General features: G+C 64.7%; 16 protein-coding genes. 4 read left to right on the top strand and 12 right to left on the bottom strand.

Features of this window, described 5'->3' with window-relative positions; all coding sequences use genetic code 11:
* Positions 1-15 precede the first annotated feature (15 nt).
* The 3 genes from AC07VL_RS12225 to AC07VL_RS12215 are packed head-to-tail and all read left to right on the top strand — an operon-like array spanning position 16 to position 3,010.
* Entirely contained in the window at positions 16-609 is a 594-nt protein-coding gene (locus AC07VL_RS12225) for a hypothetical protein (RefSeq protein WP_494806080.1), read from the top strand.
* Positions 606-1,985, top strand: a complete 1,380-nt coding sequence (locus AC07VL_RS12220) for an acyl-CoA synthetase family protein (RefSeq protein ID WP_494806079.1) — start codon at positions 606-608, stop codon at positions 1,983-1,985. Before AC07VL_RS12225 ends, AC07VL_RS12220 begins: the two co-directional genes overlap by 4 nt.
* Positions 1,982-3,010: an AAA family ATPase gene (locus AC07VL_RS12215; RefSeq protein WP_494806078.1), complete on the top strand. Its 1,029-nt coding sequence runs from the start codon at positions 1,982-1,984 to the stop codon at positions 3,008-3,010. The genes AC07VL_RS12220 and AC07VL_RS12215 overlap by 4 nt, the downstream gene beginning before the upstream one ends.
* Here AC07VL_RS12215 and AC07VL_RS12210 read toward each other — a convergent pair.
* On the bottom strand, positions 2,982-3,563 hold the full coding sequence (locus AC07VL_RS12210; protein WP_494806077.1) for a TetR/AcrR family transcriptional regulator: 582 nt from the start codon (positions 3,561-3,563) through the stop codon (positions 2,982-2,984). The genes AC07VL_RS12215 and AC07VL_RS12210 overlap by 29 nt on opposite strands.
* Before the next feature lie 167 nt (positions 3,564-3,730).
* Between AC07VL_RS12210 and AC07VL_RS12205 the strand changes: the two genes are divergently transcribed.
* The gene (locus AC07VL_RS12205; RefSeq protein ID WP_494806076.1) at positions 3,731-4,552 is read left to right on the top strand and encodes an SDR family NAD(P)-dependent oxidoreductase; all 822 of its coding nucleotides are present in this window, start codon (positions 3,731-3,733) and stop codon (positions 4,550-4,552) included.
* On the opposite strand, the gene AC07VL_RS12200 is transcribed toward AC07VL_RS12205, so the two are convergent.
* The 11 genes from AC07VL_RS12200 to AC07VL_RS12150 form a co-directional block, all read right to left on the bottom strand.
* Positions 4,549-5,835, bottom strand: a complete 1,287-nt coding sequence (locus tag AC07VL_RS12200; RefSeq protein WP_494806075.1) for an O-acetylhomoserine aminocarboxypropyltransferase/cysteine synthase family protein — start codon at positions 5,833-5,835, stop codon at positions 4,549-4,551. The genes AC07VL_RS12205 and AC07VL_RS12200 overlap by 4 nt on opposite strands.
* A 101-nt stretch (positions 5,836-5,936) precedes the next feature.
* Positions 5,937-6,848 (bottom strand): carbohydrate kinase family protein, encoded by a 912-nt coding sequence (locus AC07VL_RS12195; RefSeq protein ID WP_494806074.1) that lies wholly within the window; start codon positions 6,846-6,848, stop codon positions 5,937-5,939.
* Positions 6,845-8,479, bottom strand: a complete 1,635-nt coding sequence (locus AC07VL_RS12190) for an alpha-amylase family glycosyl hydrolase (protein WP_494806073.1) — start codon at positions 8,477-8,479, stop codon at positions 6,845-6,847. Before AC07VL_RS12190 ends, AC07VL_RS12195 begins: the two co-directional genes overlap by 4 nt.
* Positions 8,480-8,481: 2 nt before the next feature.
* Entirely contained in the window at positions 8,482-9,372 is an 891-nt protein-coding gene (gene malG / locus AC07VL_RS12185) for a maltose ABC transporter permease MalG (protein WP_494806072.1), read from the bottom strand.
* 10 nt (positions 9,373-9,382) lie between these two features.
* The gene (gene malF, locus AC07VL_RS12180; RefSeq protein WP_494806071.1) at positions 9,383-10,894 is read right to left on the bottom strand and encodes a maltose ABC transporter permease MalF; all 1,512 of its coding nucleotides are present in this window, start codon (positions 10,892-10,894) and stop codon (positions 9,383-9,385) included.
* A 128-nt stretch (positions 10,895-11,022) separates the two neighbouring features.
* Complete coding sequence (gene malE, locus AC07VL_RS12175; protein WP_494806070.1) at positions 11,023-12,243, bottom strand: maltose/maltodextrin ABC transporter substrate-binding protein MalE; 1,221 nt, start codon at positions 12,241-12,243, stop codon at positions 11,023-11,025.
* Positions 12,244-12,352: 109 nt separating this feature from the next.
* Positions 12,353-13,438, bottom strand: coding sequence for an ABC transporter ATP-binding protein (locus tag AC07VL_RS12170; protein WP_494806069.1), 1,086 nt, complete (start codon positions 13,436-13,438; stop codon positions 12,353-12,355).
* Positions 13,439-13,522: 84 nt separating this feature from the next.
* The gene (locus AC07VL_RS12165; protein ID WP_494806068.1) at positions 13,523-15,160 is read right to left on the bottom strand and encodes an alpha-amylase family glycosyl hydrolase; all 1,638 of its coding nucleotides are present in this window, start codon (positions 15,158-15,160) and stop codon (positions 13,523-13,525) included.
* A 299-nt stretch (positions 15,161-15,459) separates the two neighbouring features.
* Positions 15,460-16,473: a substrate-binding domain-containing protein gene (locus AC07VL_RS12160; RefSeq protein WP_494806067.1), complete on the bottom strand. Its 1,014-nt coding sequence runs from the start codon at positions 16,471-16,473 to the stop codon at positions 15,460-15,462.
* A 446-nt stretch (positions 16,474-16,919) separates the two neighbouring features.
* Positions 16,920-18,140, bottom strand: coding sequence for a maltoporin (locus AC07VL_RS12155; RefSeq protein ID WP_494806066.1), 1,221 nt, complete (start codon positions 18,138-18,140; stop codon positions 16,920-16,922).
* 224 nt (positions 18,141-18,364) lie between these two features.
* Positions 18,365-19,933 carry an MFS transporter gene (locus AC07VL_RS12150; protein ID WP_494806065.1) on the bottom strand — a complete coding sequence of 523 codons (1,569 nt, stop codon included), beginning with the start codon at positions 19,931-19,933 and terminating at the stop codon, positions 18,365-18,367.
* Positions 19,934-20,017: the final 84 nt, after the last annotated feature.

Here is a 20,017-nt window from a genome sequence, read left to right as displayed (position 1 = left end):
TGAGGTAATGACATCATGATGCAAATCGGTCCCCACCTCGAAATATTAACCCACCGCCTGGCCGACACGCCCGTCGAATTCCTCGCCGAACCGCGCATCGCCGGCATTGCCAACGCGCAGGCCGTGTCCGTGGCGGCGCTGGTCAACGATATCCTGCTGCTGCATGGCGCCCGCGCGCCGGCTTCTTCCCTGCAGGGATTTATCGGCGCGCAGGTGAAGGCGGACCGCAACCGCCTGGCGCTGGCCATGATCGCGTGCTGGCTGCTGGCCGACGCGTGGTTCATCGGCCGGCGGCTGGCGCAGCAGGATCTGCTGCAGGTGCTGGGAGAGGCGGCGCGCGAACTGGCCGCCGTCACGCCGGCGCACCAGTTCACGCAAGACCCCGAGCGGCGCGAGGAGCTGGCGCGCATCGTGCTGGCGCGCCTGGGTTTTCGTCCTGCGGAGGAAAGCGTGGCGCAGGCGACGGACAGGCTGTCGGCCATCAGCGGCACGGAACGTCGCCGCCTGCTCGAAGCGAGCCGCCTGGCCGAGCAGCGCGCGCGGGAAATCCGCGAAGCGCTGGCGAAGAAGGCGGCCGAGGAATCGGCCGACAAGTGGTCGCGCGAATGACGCTCGCAGGCAAACCTGACGTCAATCTGCCGGACGGCGCGTGGGAATCGGACCGCGATTACTGTCCCACCCTGACGCCAGCGGGCGCGCGCATGCTGGAAACACTGCGCAGCCATCCCGCGGCCCCCCGCTACCGCAACCGCAGCGGCAACAAGCTGCAGGCGGCGGAAGTGGCGGCCTTGCGCGCCTACGAGCAGGAAGTCATGCAGGCGGATATCGGCTGGAGCACCGCTGCGCCGCCAGCCTGGCTGCCGGGGTTCCTCAAGGCGACGTATGCCACGGTGCCGCATTACCGCGCCTGCGGTTCACCGCCGGCGCGCTTGCAGGACGTGCAGCCCATCAGCCGCGCCGAGCTGGCGCACGACATCGCCGCCTTCGTGCCCGACGACGCGGACCTGGCGCGCATGATCAATTTCCAGACGACGGGCACCACGGGCCATCCGCTGCTGATCGCCTCGCACCCGCTGGTGGCGGGGCGCTACCTGGCTTTCCACAAGCGCGCGCTGGCGCGCTTCGGCGTGACCCTGCGCCATGGCGCGGGGCAGGTGGGTGTGATGCTGCTGGGTCACCAGCGCCGCTGCTTCACCTATGTCTCCGTCACGCCCACGATGGGGGAATCGGGCCTGGCGAAGATCAACCTGCATACGGACGACTGGCGCCACCCGGACGACCGCGCGCGCTACCTGGACGCCATGGCGCCCGAGCTGATCGCGGGCGACCCCATATCGTTTGCCGAGCTGTTGACCCTGCCGATGACGCACAAGCCGGCCGCGCTGCTGTCCGTCTCGATGATGCTGTTGCCCGGCATGCGCGCGCGCCTGGAACAGCGTTTCGGCTGCCCCGTGCTCGATATCTATTCGCTCAATGAGGTGGGGCCGGTCGCCGTGTACGACGAGCGGGCGGGCGGCCATGTGCTGCTGCAGCACCGGCTGTACGTGGAAATCCTCGACGCGGACGGCCGGCCCGTTCCAGAGGGCGCGCGCGGCGAAATCACGGTGACGGGCGGTTTTAACTTTTGCCTGCCCCTCGTGCGCTACCGCACGGGCGACTACGCGTCGCTGGCGCATGGCCCGCATGGTCCCGTGCTAGTGGGGCTGGCGGGCCGCAGCCCGCTGCGTTACCGCACGGCGCAGGGCGAGTGGATCAATAATATCGACATCACGCACGCCCTGAAGCCTTTGGCCATCGCCGTGTTTGGCGTGCACCAGCATGGCGATGGCAGCATCGCGCTGCGCCTGGCGCCGAACGCCATGCCGCAGGCAGGCCGGGCGCGCGCCTTGCTCGCGCCGTTTTTCGGCGCCATCGCCGTCGAGACCTTGCTGGTGGAAGACAAGATCATTCAATACACCTCGGATTTGCGGGAAGCGGCAGTATGAGCACTTATAAACGGGGCCTCGTGGTGGGCAAATTCTGCCCGCTGCACCTGGGCCATGAACTATTGATACGGCGCGCCACGGACGCTTGCGGGGAACTGCTGGTGGTCAGCTACACGAAACCTGAATTTCCCGGGTTGGAGCCGGCGCGCCGGGAAGGCTGGCTGCGCGCGCAATTTCCGCAGGCGCATGTCGTGGTGCTGGACGATGCGCGCCTGGCTGCCCTGTGCGCGGCGCGCGGCGTGCCGGCGCGGACCTTGCCGCACAACGACGACGATGGCGAGCTGCATCGCCACTTCATGGGCTGGCTGTGCTGGACGGTGCTGGACTTGCCCGTCGATGCCGTGTTTACCAGCGAGGACTACGGCCCCGGCTTTGCCCGGGTGCTGCAGCAGCACTACGCGCTCGGCGCCGTGGCGCATGTCAGCGTGGACCAGGCCAGGACGCGCGTCTCCGTGTCTGGCACGCTGGTGCGGCAGGACCCGCATGCGCACGCTGCGTTGTTATCGCCTGTCGTGCGCGCCGATTTTGTGACGCGCGTGTGCGTGCTCGGTGGCGAGTCGAGCGGCAAGACGACCCTGGCGCAAGCGCTGGCACGGCATTTCGACACGACCTGGGTGGCCGAGTATGGCCGCGAACTGTGGGAAAGCCAGGATGGCGTGCTGGCCTATGACGATTTGCTCAAGATCGGCAGGGAGCAGCTGCGGCGCGAAGCCGCCGCTGCCGGACAGGCGCGCCGCTGGCTGTTTTGCGATACCTCGCCCCTGACGACGTACTTTTACTGCATCGAGATGTTTGGCCGGGCCGAAGCGGCACTGCTGGACCTGGCCGGCCATGGTTACGACCTGGTCGTGCTGTGCGCGCCCGATTTTCCCTTCATCCAGGATGGCACGCGCCGCGACGACAGCTTCCGGCTGCGCCAGCATGCGTGGTACCAGGCGGAGCTGGCGCGGCGGGGGATCGCCTTTGTCGATGTCTCTGGTTCCGTGGACGAGAGGGTCAGGCAGGTGGCGCAGGTGCTGGGGTAGGCGCATACGCGGCCTGTACCGCCGCCAGGATCTCGTCCGACAATGCGCCATCATCGACGGCGCGCGCCAGCGCCACGGCGCCCACCATGGCCGACAGCATGACGATGGCGTCCTGACGGGGATTGCGTTTTTTCCGCCACGGGAAATGCGCCGCCAGCTTGCCGATGATGGCTTGCAGGTGGATGCCAAAGGCGGGGCGCACGGCCGGCTGCTTGCGCGCGTCGCCGGCCAGCGCCGCCAGCAAACAACCGTTGCCCGGCGCATCGCGGTGGGCCGCGCTCACATAATCGCGCACATACTGGCGCATGGCTTCCGGGCTGGTGGTTGCCGCATCGAGCGCCGCGCGCGAGTGTTCCGAGCCGTGCAGGGTGCTTGCCGCCATCAGCGCTTCCTTCGATGCGAAGTGGTTGTAGAAGGGGCCGTGCGTGAGCCCCGTCGCCTGCATGATCTGTCCCACGCTGACGCCGTCAAAGCCCTGTTCGCGGAACAGGCGCGCCGCTTCCTGCAGGATGCGCTGGTGTTTTTCTGCCGTCTCGGCTGCTGGGTATCGCATGGCGTGTTCCGGGTCATCAATTAATTTCTGTTGACATCATACATGACGTGCGTCATGCTTGCGACATTAATCATGATGATCGTCATGTTTAATGTCGTGTCAAAGCATGATGAGCATCATGCTTGCTATCCATGCATTTTCAATTTGAAAACCTTAAAGGAACCATCATGAGCACAAACACTACGCAGGGCACGGCCCTCGTCACCGGCGCTTCTTCCGGTCTGGGCGCCGTCTACGCAGACCGCCTGGCCGCGCGCGGCTTCGACTTGATCCTGGTGGCGCGCCGGGGCGAGCGCCTGGATGTGCTGGCCAAGTCGCTGGCGGAAAAATATGGCGTGGCCGTGCGCGCCATGGCGGCCGACCTGGCCGACGCGGATGATCTGCGGCGCGTGGCCGGCGAACTGTCGTCGAACGCCGCCATCACCATGCTGGTGAATAACGCGGGCGCCTCGACCCTGGGGGCCGTGGTGGATGCGCCCCGCGAGGGCATCGCCGCGATGGACAAGGTCAACGTCACGGCGCTGGCCGAGCTGAGCTACGCAGTGCTGCCGCAGTTCAAGCAGCGCAACAGCGGCACCATCGTCAACATCGGTTCCGTGCTGTCCTTCCATATCCTGCCCGTCAGCACGATCTACAGCGCCACCAAGGGCTATGTGATGAATTTCACGCGGGGCTTGCAGCAGGAACTGGCCGGCACGGGCATCCGGGTGCAGCTGGTGCTGCCCGCGTCGACGGCGACGGAAATCTGGGAGTTGAGCGGCGTGCCGCTGGCGCAGCTGGACCAGGCCACCATCATGCGGGCGGAAGACTGCGTCGATGCGGCGCTGGCGGGCCTGGACCAGGGAGAATTGGTGACCCTGCCTTCCGTGGAAGAGCAGGAACTGTGGGAGCGCTTTGACGCGGCGCGCCTGGCCCTGTTCGCAGGCGCGATGCGCGGCAAGCCGGCATCGCGCTACGGCGTCAGCGTCAGCGCCAGCGCTGGCATTTAAGCGGCGTTGAGAGCCTGTTCCAGGTCTTCGCGCAAGTCGTCGATATGCTCGATGCCCACGGACAGGCGCAGCATGTCTTCCGACACGCCCGCCTTGGCCAGTTCTTCGGGATTGAGCTGGCGGTGCGTGGTGGACGCCGGGTGGGTGGCCAGCGACTTGGCGTCGCCGATGTTGACCAGGCGCGTAAACAGCTGCAGGGCGTCGAGCACGCGGGCGCCGGCCGCGCGCGGATCTTCGCCTGCGGCCAGCTTCAGGCCGAAGGACAAAATGCCCGAGGCGCGGCCACCCATGTATTTTTTGACCAGCGCGTAATCAGGGTGGTCTTCCAGGCCCGCGTAATTGACCCAGGCGACTTTCGGATGGTTTTTCAGGTGTTTGGCCAGGGCCAGCGTATTGTCGCAGATGCGGTCCATGCGCAGGGCCAGCGTCTCGATACCCTGGATCAGCTGGAAGGCGCTCAATGGCGAAATGGCGGCGCCCATATTGCGCAGCGGGACGACGCGCGCGCGGCCGATGAAGGCGGCGGGGCCGAATGCTTCCGTGTAGACGACGCCGTGGTAGGACACGTCCGGTTCGTTCAGGCGCTTGAAGCGTTCCTTGTGTTCTGCCCACGGGAACTTGCCGCTGTCGACGATGGCGCCGCCCACGGTGGTGCCGTGGCCGCCCAGGTATTTGGTCAGCGAATGGACGACGATGTCGGCGCCATGCTCGATGGGGCGGAACAGATAGGGGCTCGGTACCGTATTATCGACGATCAGCGGGATGCCATGCGCGTGCGCGATCTCGGCCAGTTTCGCCACGTCCGTCACATTGCCCAGCGGGTTGCCGATCGATTCGCAGAAGATGGCCTTGGTGCGCGCATCGATCAGGGCGGCGAAGGTCTCGGGCTGGCGCGCGTCGGCGAAGCGCACTTCGATGCCGATCTGCGGCAGGGTGTGGGCAAACAGGTTGTAGGTGCCGCCATACAACTGGCTGGCGGAGATGAAATTGTCGCCCGCTTCCGCGATCGTCTGGATCGCGTAGGTGATCGCTGCCATGCCCGAGGCGACGGCCAGCGCGGCCACGCCGCCTTCCAGCGCCGCGACCCGCTTTTCCAGCACGTCCTGCGTGGGGTTCATGATGCGCGTGTAGATATTGCCGGCCACCTTGAGGTCGAACAGGTCGGCGCCATGCTGGGCATTGTCGAAGGCGTAAGCCACCGTCTGGTAGATGGGGACGGCGGCGGCCTTGGTGGTCGGGTCGGGGGTGTAGCCGGCGTGCACGGCCAGGGTTTCGATTCTCATGTGGTCTCCGGTTCTCGGTCTGCGATGGTGTAGCGTTTGACATCCGCAGCCATTGTGCCACGCACCCGTTACCAAGTTATCACGCTTGATAGAATTTTAAGTCATAAGCTAGTGCTGTCTTGATATAAGTCATGCAGCTCTTCGCGCCCGATGAAGCGTTCATGCGTTCCATGCTGGGCGCAGGCAAACGCGCCGCCGATGGCGCCACGGCGCATGGCGGCGTCGATGCCCGCGCCAGCCAGCCAGGCGTGCAGGAAGGCGGCGACGAAGGAATCGCCCGCGCCATTCGTGTCCACCACGGGCAGGCCCAGTTGCGCGCAGGGGAAGTGGCGCACAGTCTTGCTGCCCCGTTCCAGCAGGTAGGCGCCATCCGCGCCTGCCATGGCGATCACGGCGTGCGCGCGGCCTTGTTCCACGATGGCGCGCATGACGGGGTCCGTGCGCTCGCCCAGTGCCGCCGTGCTGAGGAAAACCAGGTCGGCGCGCAGGGCAAAGACCTTGTGGTGGGGATTGATGCCGTCCCAGTCGTGCAAATCCGTCGACACGGTGGTGCCGCATACGCGCGCATCGTCAAACAGGTCGGCCACCCAGCCCATGATGGAAAAGTGCGCGTGGCGCGCCGGCCCCAGGTAGGGCAGATAAAAGGCGGACGGCATGCGCAGGTCTTCCGGGTGGCGGCCGTCGTACAGCGACATCCGGCGCCCCTGCGGGTCGACCAGGTTGACGCTGCGCCGCGTGCCGGACGGCTCGAGGATGTGCGAGAAATCGAGTTTGGCCTCCTTGTAACGCTGCAGGATGGCCGCGCCTTGCGCATCGTCGCCGATGAAGTCGATGAACTTGCAGCGCAGGCCCAGCGCGTGGCAGCCGAGGGCCACGCCATTGCCCGTGTGCGCCACGTAGTCGCGGATGGGGGGTACGTGCAGCGAATCGGCCACCGGCAATTGCAGGTCGGGGACGCGCACGATGGTGTCGATGCCGGCGCCGCCAACCACTAAAATGTCATAGGTACTCATGGTGCAGCTTTCTCCAGCAGGACGGTGCCGGCAGCGTGTACCGCGACGGCGCCATTGCTGACGGTGTAAGGGTGATTGGTGTAGGCGTCGCGCAGCAGGGCGCCATCGGCGAACACGCCGTGCACCTGCAGTTCGAGCGCGCCTTGCGCTTCTGGCACGGCGATGACAGCGTCGCCATCCGTCACGCGGGAAAATGCATACGGTTTTTCAGCGATCAGGCGATGCTCGCCGCGCGCCAGGGCAGGGTGGCGCAGGCGGAACTGGCCCAGCTTGCGCGCATGCGCCAGCGTCGCCGCATCCATGGATGTCCAGTTCATGCTTGACCGCGTCGCCTGCTGTTCGTCGCCGATGGGCGCCGCGCCAGGCTGGCGCGCGCTTTCATCGCCATAGAACAGCTGCACGCCGCCCGGCGCCAGCAGCAGGGCGCTCAAGCCATGCTTCAATTGATCGCGCGGGAACAGGCTGGTGTCGTGCGAGGAGATGTACGACAGGATGTCGTAGCGGGGGCTTTTACCTAGCAGGCCCGCGTACTGGCGGTAGACGCCATCGATGCTTTTCCAGTCGCCGCCGGCGCGGCCTTGAAAGTCGAAATTGATCATCGAGTCGAAGCCCGCGTCATGCCAGCTGCTGCGTTCAGGCCCGTGGCCCCACGCTTCGCCCGTCATCCAGAACGGGGCGTCGTCGATTTTCTGTTCGGGATGGCGCGTCTTCCAGTCCTTCAATGCGTCCGTTGCAGCCGCGCGCAGGGCCAGCCAGCTGGCCGGTTCCACGTGCTTGACGGTGTCGGCCCTGAAACCGTCGACGCCGAATTCGCGCACCCAGTCGGCCAGCCAGTGCACCAGGTAGCCGCGCACGGTCGTATCGGGCAGGGCGACGGCGCGCGTGTCCGTCTTGCGCTGCAAAATCGGCGGCAAGCCCACGGCCTTGGCGCTTTCCGTGCGGAAGTCGGGCAGATACGCCAGCTGCATGGTGTAGTCGTCCTTGCCGCCGTCGGGGTAGCCGGGCAGGCCCGCGCGCACCCAGTCCGGGCCCCACCATTGTGCGAAATCAAAGTTGTTGTAGTCGATGTAGCTGTGATAGTCGCGCAGGGTGGCCTTGTCGTGGCCCGGCCACAGCACGGGCACCTTGTATTCGGCCAGGGTGCGCAAGTCCGCGTAGCCGGGGTGGTTCAGCACCACATCGAACAGCACGCGGATGCCTTGCGCGTGGGCCGTGTCGATCATCTCGCGCAGTTCCTCGCGCGTGCCCATGTTGGCATCCATGGTGGTGTAGTCGAGCGCCCAGTAGCCGTGGTAGGCGTAATGCTGGAATTGCTGCTTGCCGCCCACGACCCAGCCGTGGATCTGCTCGTACGGCGCCGTGATCCACAGGGCATTGACGCCCAGCTCCTTGAAATAGCCGGCCTTGAGCTGCTGCGTGATGCCGGCGATGTCGCCGCCGTGGAAGCTGCCCACGTCGCCGCCTTGCGGGTCGGCGGCGCGGCCATAGCTGTGGTCGTTGCCGGGATTGCCGTTGGCGAAACGGTCCGTCACGGCAAAGTAGACGATGGGATTGTCCGCGAAACTGAAGCTCCCTGCCTGCGCCGAAGCGCTGAGTAACAGGGCGGCCAGCGTGGTCAGGGAGCGTCGCATGGTCAGCCCTTCACGCCGCCAGCCGTCAGGCCGGAGATCATCCACTTCTGCGCCAGCAGGAACACGGCCGTGATGGGCAGGCCGGACAGAATGGCCGCCGCGGCGAAGTCGCCCCACAGGTATTTTTGCTCGTACAGGAACAGCTTGGAGCCGACGGCCAGGGTCAGGTTGTTCTGTTCATGCAGCAGCACGGAGGCGATCGGATATTCGATGATGGCGCCGATGAACGACAACAAAAACACCACCATCAGGATGGGCACCGTCATCGGCAGCAGCACGTAGACAAACGCTTGCCATTGCGTGGCGCCATCGACCTTGGCCGCTTCCTCGATCTCGATGGGGATGGTCTGGTAATAGCCCTTGATGGTCCAGATATGCAGGGCGATGCCGCCCGTGTAGGCGAGCACGAGGCTGCCGTGGTGGTCGATGCCCAGCCATGGCACGTAGCTGCCCAGCACGTCGAAGATGGCGTAGATGGCCACCAGGGCCAGCACGGCGGGGAACATCTGCAGCAGCATCAGCGCGGACAGCGTCTGCGACTTGAAGCGGAACTGCATGCGCGCGAACGCATACGCGCAGGTGGTCGACAGCAGCACGGTGACGCTGGCGCTCATGGTCGCCACCTTGATGGAATTCCATAGCCACAGCAGCACGGGGAAGTCCGGCTCGACCAGGGCACCGTTGGGCGCCTGGTAGGACATGCCCAGCGCCAATCGCCAGTGTTCGAAGCTGATCTCGGGCGGTATCAGGCTGCCCGAGGCAAAGTTGCCTGGACGCAATGAAATCGACAGGATCATCAGGAAGGGAAACATCACCAGCGCGATCAGCGCGATGACGGCGACGTGGGCCGCCAGGATGCGCCAGCGGTTGGAACGGTCGACAACGATAGCCATGGTCTGTCCTTTATGCTTTGTTCATGCGCGTCAGGCGCATGTTGACCAGCGAAATCGCGGCCACGAGGAAGAAGATCAGGGTCGAGATGGCGGCGGCCAGGCCGAAGTTCTGGCCCGAATCCTCGAACGCGATGCGGTAGGTGTAGGACACGAGCAAGTCCGTGGTGCCGGCCGGCAAGGTGGTATCGAGGAAATCCGGTCGCCCGCCCGTCAGCAAGCTGATCAGCACAAAATTATTGAAATTGAAACCCAGGCTGGCCACCATCAGCGGTGTCAGCGGCTTGATGATCAGGGGTAACGTTATCTTGAAGAAATTCGTCAGCGGTCCCGCGCCGGCCAGGGCCGACGCTTCGTACAGGTCAGCCGGGATCGCCTTGATCAGGCCCATGCACACCACCATCATGTAGGGGTAGCCCAGCCAGGTGTTGACGATCAAAATCATCGCCTTGGCCAGGGTGGTGTCCGAGAACCAGGCGGGCTTGATGCCGAACAAGGCGTCGAGCACGAGGTTGATTTCGCCAAAGTTATTATTGAACAAACCTTTAAAGACCAGGATGGAGATGAAGCCCGGCACGGCGTAGGGCAGGAACAGCAGGGTACGGTACAGGCCGCGGAAGCGCAGCGCATCCCAGTTCAAGAGCACGGCCAGGGCCATGCCCAGGCCCGTCGTGGTGGCCACGCTGATCAGGGCGAAGACGATGGTCCAGACGAAAATGCGCAGGAAAGGGCCGCGGAACGCTTCATCGGAGAAAATCTTCACAAAATTGGCGAAGCCCACGTTGACCTTGAAGCCCGGTTCCAGTTTGGTGCCGTCCGGCATTTCATAAAAACCCGTCTTGAAGTTCGGTGTCACGAGTTCGCCCGTGGCGACTTTTTTGAGGGTCTTGTCCGGCAACTGCTTGTAGACATGCGCGACGGGGCCGAATTCGCGCAAGCCCACCATGCGCAGCTCGATCCTGTTCGGCAGGATGAGCGTCAGCAGCTTCAAATCCTTTTGCAGGGCGATGATGTCCTTGATGGGCAGGGCAGGGGCCAGCACGGGTGCCTGCACGGGGTCCAGCGGCGCCACTTCCACCTTCAGCGGTACGGCGCGCTTGAGGGCCAGCGGCTGCGTCAACAGCACTTCGCCCGTGTCCGGGCTTTCCAGGCGCAAGCGGTATTCCTTGTTGTCCGGGTGCACTGTCAGCGCGTAGCCCGTGCTTTCCACCCTCTGCGTCTCGTCGAGCAGGTATTGCGTCGCCCGTTCATAGGTGAGCAGGTTGCGCGAACTGAAATTGGTAAAGCCGATCGACACCGTGTACACCATCGGCAACAGCACGAAGACGATTACCGCCGTGATGCCGGGAAACAGATAACGGTAGGCATAGGCGCGCGGCGACGTGAAGACGAACGTCGTCAGGGTCAGCAAGCCGAGGAAGACGGCGGCCAGCATGGTCTGGCCGGAAATGTACAACATGAAGAGCAGATACAGACCCAGCGCCATGCTGATGGTCAATACCGTAGGGCCGATAAACTTGCGCACGATGGATACCTGTAATGATACGTAGGTCGGATTAGGCCCAAAGGGCCGTAATCCGACAACATTGTTTGCGGCACATGTCGGATTACGCGCTACACGCTAATCCGACCTACGCTCAATCAAAATATGGCTTAATTGGCGGTCGTAATCCGCTTCGCCGCCGCATCCAGGCCATCCTTGGTGGTCTGGCGGCCCTGCGTGATGTTTTCCAGCGCCGATTGCATCGACGACCAGAAGCGGCCCATTTCCGGGTTGTTCGGCATCGGGCGCCCCGCCTGCGCGCTTTCCATCGTCGCCTGGATATTCGGATTGGCTTTCAATTCCGCGAACAGCACTTTATTAGCTGGCGTGCCCAGCGGGACGTCGGCATTGATGGTTTTCAGGCCATTGAGCTGCAGCATCTGGTTTTCCAGGAATTCCGTCGCCAGGTCCTTGTTCGGGCTGGCTTTCGAAATCATCGCGCCCAGCACGCCTACGAATGGCGTGGCCGTCTTGCCTGCCACGGTCGGAATCGTTGCCACGCCGAAATTGATCTTCGATTTGCGCGCGTTGTCCCACGACCAGGGGCCGTTGATCATCATGGCGATCTTGCCCTGGTTAAAGCCCGCTTCCATTTCCGCGTAGCCCGCGCCCTTCGGCATGGCGCCGCTGTTGATCAGGGTCATCAGCGCATTCACGCCGGCTTGCGAACCGGCATTGTTCACGCCGGTTTTCGCTGCATCGTAGCGGCCGTCGGACTTGACTTCAAAAGGGAAGCCGCCGCCCGCGCCCAGCAGCGGCCACGTGAAATAGGTATTCGTGTAATCCCACAGGATGGCTTTCTTGCCTTGTGCGGAGAGTTTCTTGTCCAGCGCGGCGATTTCCTCGAAGGTCTTTGGCGGGTTCGGCACCAGGTCCTTGTTGTAGACGAGGGCGACGGCTTCGATCGAGATCGGGTAGCCCCAGGTCTTGCCGCCCACGGTAAATGCGTTCCAGGCCAGCGGCAGGATGGCGGCGCGCGCTTCCTTGCTTGGCGTCAATGGCTGCAGCAAGCCCGCGTCGATCCAGGTGCCGATGCGGTCATGCGGCCAGATCCAGATGTCCGGGCCCTTGCCGGCGGCGGCCGCTTGCTGGAATTTGTTCGGCGCATCTTCCGGGTGCTCGACGACGACCTTGACGCCCGTCTTCTTGGTGAATTCCTCGCCGACCTTGGCCAGGCCCTTGTAGCCCTTGTCGCCATTGATCCAGATCAACAGGGTGCCTGCTTCGGCCGCGTTGGCCATGCTGACGGCGGCCAGGTTGCCGATGCCGGCCAGGGCGGCGGCGAGCAGGGTGGTTTTGATGAAGCTGCGTTTCGGGTTCGTGTAGGACATGTCAATCTCCAGTATCTTTTTTTATGCTAAGTTTATGTTGAGTATCAAGGCTGAAACATGCAACCAGGCCAGGCGGCGCCTGTAGCGCCTGGCCCCTAAAGCGGGTAGATCAGGTGCGGGTCTGGCCGTGCTCGTCAAATACGTGGACGCGGGCGGGCGCCACCTGCAGGGAAACCGATTGTCCGATGCTCCAGTCGGTTTCCGCGTCGGCGCGCACCACCAGCGGCTCGTCGCCGCCCGGCACCTGCACGTACAGATAGCTGATGTCGCCCAGCTTCTCCACCGCCTGCACGGTGGCCGTGATGGCGGCGGCGGCGCCGGGCGCGCAGGCCTGCACGTGCTCGGGGCGCGCGCCGATGGTGACGGGGGTGCCGCTGGCCAGCGGCTGCTCGAGTGCCGCCTGCAGCAAGCCGCCCGCGCTGGTGGCAATGGTGGCCACGCCGTCGGCATAGCTGTGGATCTTGCCCTTGAGGAAGTTCATGCGGGGTGAACCGAGGAAGCCGGCCACGAACAGATTGGCGGGGTGGTGGTACAACTCCAGCGGCGCGCCCACCTGTTCGATGCGTCCCGCGTTGAGCACGACGATGCGGTCGGCCAGGGTCATCGCCTCGACCTGGTCATGCGTGACGTATATCATGGTCGAGCGCAATTCGCGGTGCAGGTTCGCCAGTTCGATGCGCATCTGCACGCGCAGCGAGGCGTCCAGGTTGGACAGCGGTTCGTCGAACAGGAAGACATCGGGTTTGCGCACGATGGCGCGGCCGATGGCCACGCGCTGGCGCTGGCCGCCCGACAAGTCTTTTGGTTTGCGTTCGAGCAAGGGCTCGATGCGCAGGATCTGCGCGGCGCGCTGCACGGCGTCGGCGATCTGGACCTTGCTCATGCCGGCCAGTTTCAGGCCGAAGGCCATGTTCTGGGCCACGCTCATGTGCGGATACAGCGCGTAGCTCTGGAACACCATGGCGATGCCGCGCTTGGCGGGCGGCACGTCGTTCATGCGGGTCTTGCCGATGAACAAGTCGCCGCCGCTGATTTCTTCCAGGCCGCAGATGCTGCGCAGCAAGGTGGACTTGCCGCAACCCGACGGGCCCACGAAGACCATGAATTCGCCATCGGCGATCTCCAGGTCGATGCCGTGCAGGGTTTGCACGTCGCCATATGCCTTCTTCAGGCCTGTTAACTTCAGTCCAGCCATGTCGTCCTCGTTCTCTCAATTTGGCCCCGCTGATGCGCGGGGCTCGTTATTGTAATTGGCGGCATGGCCGCCAATGCCTGCGATTTACGCCAGGGTGCCGAACCAGCCGCCATGCGCGGGCAGGGTGATCTGGCCGGCGTGCTGGCTGCCCGGCAAGCCGTGACCGGCCAGGTCGGCCGCTTGCGCCGCATCCGGCCAGGCGAACGTGAGTGCTTGCGTGCCCAGGTTGAAGGCGGCCAGCACGGATGGCTGTCCCGCCAGGTCGCGGCGGAAGGCCAGCACGGGTTCCGGCGCATCGAAGAAGGTGATGTCGCCCTGCAGCAATTGCGGCTGGCTGCGGCGCCAGGCGAGGATGTTTTGCGCAAATGTCAAAGGCGAGGCGCTATCGCGCTGTTCCACGTCGACGGCGCGCTGCAGGTGCTCGGGCGGCACGGGCAGCCACGGTGTGGCGCTGCTGAAGCCGCCGTGCGGCGCCTCGGCCGCCCACGGCATCGGCGTGCGGCAGCCGTCGCGGCCCTTGAACTGGGGCCAGAACGGGATGCCGTACGGGTCTTGCAGCGCCTCGAAGGGCAGGTCCGCTTCCGTCAGGGCCAGCTCGTCGCCCTGGTACAGGCACGGCGTGCCCTTCAATGCCGCCTGCACGGCCAGCACCACCTTGGCCAGCGTGGGCGACGGATTATCTCCGCCCCAGCGCGTCATGACGCGCACGCTGTCGTGGTTGCCCACGGACCAGGAAGCCCAGCCGTCGGCCACTTGCGCTTCGAATTCTTCCACCTGGGTACGGATGTGCGCGGCGGAAAACTCCGCCGTCAGCAGGTTGAAACTGTAAGCCATGTGCAGCTTGTCGGCGCCCGTGTAGGCCGCCATCGTGGCCAGCGCATTGTCGTCGCCCACTTCGCCGATGGAAATGGCCTGGTATTCATCAAGGATGGCGCGCACGCGCTGCAAATAAGCGATGTTTTCCGGCTGCGTCTTGTCGTACACGTGCGCCTGCATGCCGTAGGGGTTGATGGCCGACACGCTGCTCGCATCGCGCTGCGCGGCGGGTGGATTGTCGCGCAACAGCTGGTCGTGGTAGGGGAAGTTGCAGGAGTCGAAACGGAAACCGTCGACGCCCCGTTCCAGCCAGAAACGCAGGTTGTCCAGTTGCGCCTGCTGCACGGCCGGGTTGTGGAAATTCAGGTCGGGCTGGCTGGCGAGGAAATCGTGCAGATAGTACTGGCCGCGGCGCGGTTCCCATTGCCAGGCGGAACCGCCAAACACGGACAGCCAGTTGTTCGGCGCCGTGCCGTCCGGCTTCTGGTCGGCCCATACATACCAGTCTGCCTTGGCATTGTCGCGGCTCGCGCGGCTTTCCACGAACCACGGGTGGACGTCGGACGAGTGCGACAGCACCTGGTCGATCATCACTTTCAGGCCCAGTTCATGGGCGCGCGCCACGAGGCGGTCGAAATCGGCCAGGGTGCCAAACATGGGATCGACGTCGCAGAAATCGGCCACGTCGTAGCCGAAGTCTTTCATTGGCGACGTGAAGAAGGGCGAAATCCACACGATGTCGGCGCCCAGGGCGGCGATGTAGTCAAGTTTGGAAGTAATGCCGGGCAAGTCGCCGATGCCGTCGCCATTGCTGTCGAGGAAGCTGCGTGGATAGACCTGGTAGATGACGGCGCTGCGCCACCAGTCGGCGGGCAGGTGGGCGAGATTGTTCTTGATGGTTGGCATGAATGATTTCTTAAAAGTGCCTGTAGCTTCAGCTATCAGGGCGGCGCTGCTGGTTGGTAGGCGAACGTCTTATTTTGAAATTCAAAGCGCTTTGAGTATGAAATGAGTATAGTCCAAAGCGCTTTGAAAAGTAAAGCGATACACGCGCCAGACATACGATTTTTTTATGAGGGTGATTCAGGACAACAAGACGGGAGAGCCGGGTCAGACCCGCCGGGGGAATGCGTCCCGATGGGGCGCATTCCGATCACGCAGTGACTGACCCCGGTAGTCAACGGGTTTCGCAATGAAGAGGTAAATCAGGTGTTGACGACAGGCCCGGCTGACTCGCCCGGCAACAGTTCGCATGGCCACAGTTCCTGCAGGTCCGTGGCGGGCGTGCCGTCGAGCAGGGCCAGCAGCATCTGGATCATCTTCGCGCCGGCGCCGCGCGGGTCGGGCTGGACGACGGTGGTGACGTTGTGGCCGGCCAGGGAATCTTCCATCACGCCCCAGACGATCAGCGACATGTCGCGGCCGATGGCGATGCCCGCGTCGAGCAGGGCGCGCACGGCGCCCACGCCCGACATGTGGTTGTCGACGATGACGGCGGTAGGGCGGGGCGAGCGGGCCAGCAGGCGCTGCATGGCCTGGTAGCCGGCGCGGCGGTCGTGCGCGTTGTCGACCAGGTTGTCCGGATCGACGGCCAGGCCGCCCGCCTGCATGGCGTGCTGGAAACTCTCGACGCGCTGGCGCACGAAGTTCAGGTCCGGCGTGGCGCTGATCAGGCCGATGCGCTGGTGGCCCAGCTGCGCCAGGCGCTCGACGGCCAGGCGCATGCCCGCCTCGTTGTCGTAGTCGAACCACGCATGCGGCTGGTTCAGCTGCGTGCGGCCGTGCGCGACAAAGGGCATGCCCTGCTGCGCCAGGTAGGCGATGCGCTCGTCGAACGGTTTCGTGCGCCCGACGATCAGGCCGTCGATACGGCGCCCCTTGACCATGCGTTCATAGGTGGAAAATTCCTTGCTGGCCGAGGCGGGGGCGATGATCATGTCCATCTGCTGCGCTTCCAGCGCTTCCGACATGCCGCCCACGATCTCGATGAACATGGGGTCGGCCAGGTCGTTGGGCATCAGCGGGTAGATGATGCCGACGATATTCGTGCGTCCCACGGCCAGGCTGCGCGCCATGGGATTGGGCCGGTAGCCGGCCGCCTGCGCGGCGGCCAGCACCCGTTCGCGCGTGCGTTCACTCACTTCCGGATAGCCATTCAAGGCGCGGCTGACGGTGGTTTCGGATATTCCTAGCGTTTTGGCGAGATTTTTGAGGTTCATGGATGCTGCAGTCGGGGGCTTTCCTGGGTGGTTCTTGCCGCTGCCGGCGTCCGTGGGTTGACGGAGGCGGCGCGGTGCGATGTGGGATAGTTTATCTGATAAATGCCGTGGTGATCAGGGTAGTGATCCGTAGCGGCCGCAGGAAAAAAAATACGCGGGCAAACCCAGGGGCGCCCGCGTGAAAAGAGGATACTGCTGAATCACTACATTGAAGCTGCCGGCCATCGCGTGCAGCGGCGAAATGGTGGGTCCGGATCTTGCTTGCCCCTGGATAAGCGGGCGGTGTTGCTGCCAGAGGCTGGCGCCTTGCGGCATCAGCCAGTGTGGGATGCCTCTCATTAATAGAGAGCGGCTGATAAAACGTTCAGGGCCAGGCGCAAGGGCGAAGACAGTACGCTAGTACGGCTAGCCCTTGCAACGCCGCCATGGACGTTTCTCAGATGCTCTTACCACCAGGATTCGACCTGGAAACCCATGGAGCTGCCATTGGTCTTGCCGCCAAACACGCCCGTCGACGACAGGGCCGATTCCGCCGCGGCGGCCGACTGGGCTGCCTTGTTCCACTTGGCGTAGGTGTAGAAGGCGCGCAGCACGGGGCGCGACCAGAAGCTGTTGCCGGCCGACAGTTGCGGGGCGAAGGTCAGCTTGGTCAGGTTGCGGCTTTCGCCCCCTTCCGGCTTGACGATGTCGTGGCCCAGTTCCACGGCCAGGCTGTAGTTGTCCGTGAAGTGGTAGACGGGGCGCGCGCCGATCGACGTCCACTTGCTGCTCACGCCCGCCGTTTCCTTGTCTTCGTAGACGAAGGTGCCCATGCCCGACCAGGCGCCCTTCGGCTGGATCATGATCTGTTCCGTCAGGCGCGTGACCTTGTCATTGCTGTTGGCGCCCAGGCTGAAGCCGCCCGTGTTGGCGGCGCTGCCCTTGCCGAACTGCAATGCCACTTTATTGAAGCCGCCCAGCAGGTTGCCTTGCGTATGCATGATGGTCAGCAAGTGGCCGCTGGCGATGGGGGCGGCGCCCTGGGCATTGCGTTTCTGGTTGTATTGCAGGCCCAGCGTCAGTTCGCCGTCCGGGTTGACCTTGATGCCGGAGAAGCGCAGGTCGTGGGACAGGCCCATGCGCTTGCTGTCGCCGTCGTCGGCCGTGCGCACGATGGCGTAGGCCAGCTTGGCGGCGCCCAGGTCGATGTTTTCCAGGCCGGCGCCGGGGCCGCTGTTATTCCAGAAGTAGTAATCGGTGATGTGCACGTCCTGGCGGTCGTAGTAGCGCTTGCCCACCCAGGCGCGCGCATCGGCGAAGGCGCCCGAGCCGATCTTGTCAGCCACCACGTTCATTTCGCGCCACGACGGGTCCGACTGCTCCCAGTCCTGGTTCTGGTTGACGGAAAACGCCACCAGGGTGTTGATGCGGAAGGTGGTGCCATTGCTGGCCTTGAAGGCTTCGCCGCCGAATTTCAGCTCGCCGTAGGTTTCGCACTCATTGCCCAGGCGATACTTGGACGAGGCGCCGGCCAGGCCGAAACAGGCTTCCTTGCCGCCTTCGCTGCTGGTGCCGAAGCCCGAGCGGATGTAGCCGCCGAAATCGATGGGCAGGGCAGCCTGGGCGGCCGAAGCGCTCAAGGCCAACGCCACGGCGGCAGGCAAAGTTTTCAAGAAATGTTGGTTCATTGCGTCTCCAGTGTTTTTATAGGTGTGGGATCGGCGTGCATCACTTTGCACAGCCAAAGCGCTTTAATTCTGTTTCAAAGCGCTTTGAGTATAGTTCAAAGCGCTTTGATCAGTAAACTAGTTTTATTCCTGAAAACTTTTTGTATGTTGCGGGGAAACATCAGGGAGGGGCGGCGCGTGGGCGCCGCCGTGGACGGCAGGAGGGATGGGGAAGGCCGGGTGGTTCAGTGTTGCGCCTTGCCGGCGTGCAGGGCGGCCGTGTCCGTTGCCGCATGGCCCGGATGGCGCAGGAAGGCGAGGATCAGCAGGGCCGACGCCGTCGTGATGCCGGCCAGCACATACAGCAGGTGGCGGAAGGCCGTGCCGTACGCTTGCGCCAGGTCGGCGGCGCCTGCCTGCGGCAGCAGTTCGCCCGCATGGCGCAGTTCGCCCAGCGCGAGGAAGGGACCCGCGTGCGCCGCCTGTGCCGCGCCGATGCCGGCAATGCCGCCGTCCAGCGCCGCCACGGTGAAGCTGCCCAGCACGGCGCTGACGATGGCCAGCGCCAGGCCTTCGCCCGCCACGCGCGTCGTGTTGAAGATGCCGGCCGCCATGCCGGCCCGCTCAACGGGCACGACGCTGATGGCCAGGCCATCCATCAAGCCCCAGGGCAGGCTGATGCCGCAGCCGATCAGCAGCAGGGGGCCGACCAAGGCGGCGGCCGGCAGTCCCGGCGCGCAGGTGGATAGCCACAGCAGGCCGCCCGCCGCCAACAGCAGGCCGCTGGCGCAGATGCGGGCGGCGGCGTAGCGCTGCGCCGCCAGGCCCGCCAGCATGGGCAGTACCAGCATGGGCGCCGACAGGGCGATCATCATGCGTCCCGCGTCGAAGGCGCTGTAGCCCTCGATACCGATGAAGCGGGCCGGCAGCAGCACCAGCAGCACGACGAAGGAAAACGCGGGCGCGGCCGCCAGCAACTGTACGCCGGCAAAGGCGGGCAGGCGGAACAGGCTCAAGTCCAGCATGGGCCGCGCCGCCCGACGTTCCACCCGGATGAAGGCGGCCAGCAGCAGCGCGGCGCCTGCGAGCAGGCCCAGGCTGGAAGCGCTGCTCCAGCCGCTATCGGGCGCCTGCAGCAAGCCATAGGTAAACAGGGACAAGGCGCCCGTAAACGTCAGGGCGCCGGGCCAGTCCACGCCCTGCGCCTGCGGGTCGCGCGTTTCGCGCATGGCGCGCGCGGCGGCAAGCAGGGCGGCCAGGCCGGCGCCCGCCGTGGCGATGAAGATGGCGCGCCAGCCCGTATGGGCGATGAGCACGCCCGCGAGGAAGGGGCCGAAGGCCAGGCCCACGCCGAAGGCCGTGCCGATCAGGCTGAAGGCGCGCGCGCGGGCCGCGCCGTCGAATTCCTGCGCCAGCGCCGCCAGTCCGCTGGACAGGGCCATGGCGCAGCCGAGGCCCTGCACGGCGCGCAACACATCGAGCAGGACAATGGACGGCGCCGCCGCCAGGGACAGCGCGGCGAGGAAGAACAGGGCCATGCCCAGCAAGAAGACGCGCTTGCGGCCATAGCGGTCGGCCAGGGCGCCGGCCACCATCAGGCAGCCGCCAAAACTGAGCATGAAGGCATTCGTGATCCACGCCAGCGCCAGGGGACTGGCGCGCAGTTCGGCGGCGATGGCGGGGATGGCGATGGCCGGTCCCGTGAAACTGAGCGGCATGCACAGCGCGGCCAGGCAGACGGCGGCCAGGACCAGCGCGCGCCGCGCCGTGGCGGAAGCGGCATGTGCGCCTTGTGCGGGGAGATTCGTATCCATGGGAAGGTTTCCAGAAAGAGGGAATCTGATGATAATATGGACGCAATAGCTTAAAAAGTGGCTGAAAATCCACTCATAGCGGAC

This window comes from Janthinobacterium sp. GW821-FHT03C08 (assembly GCF_059420905.1).
This window is presented reverse-complemented; position numbering and strand designations above follow the sequence as displayed.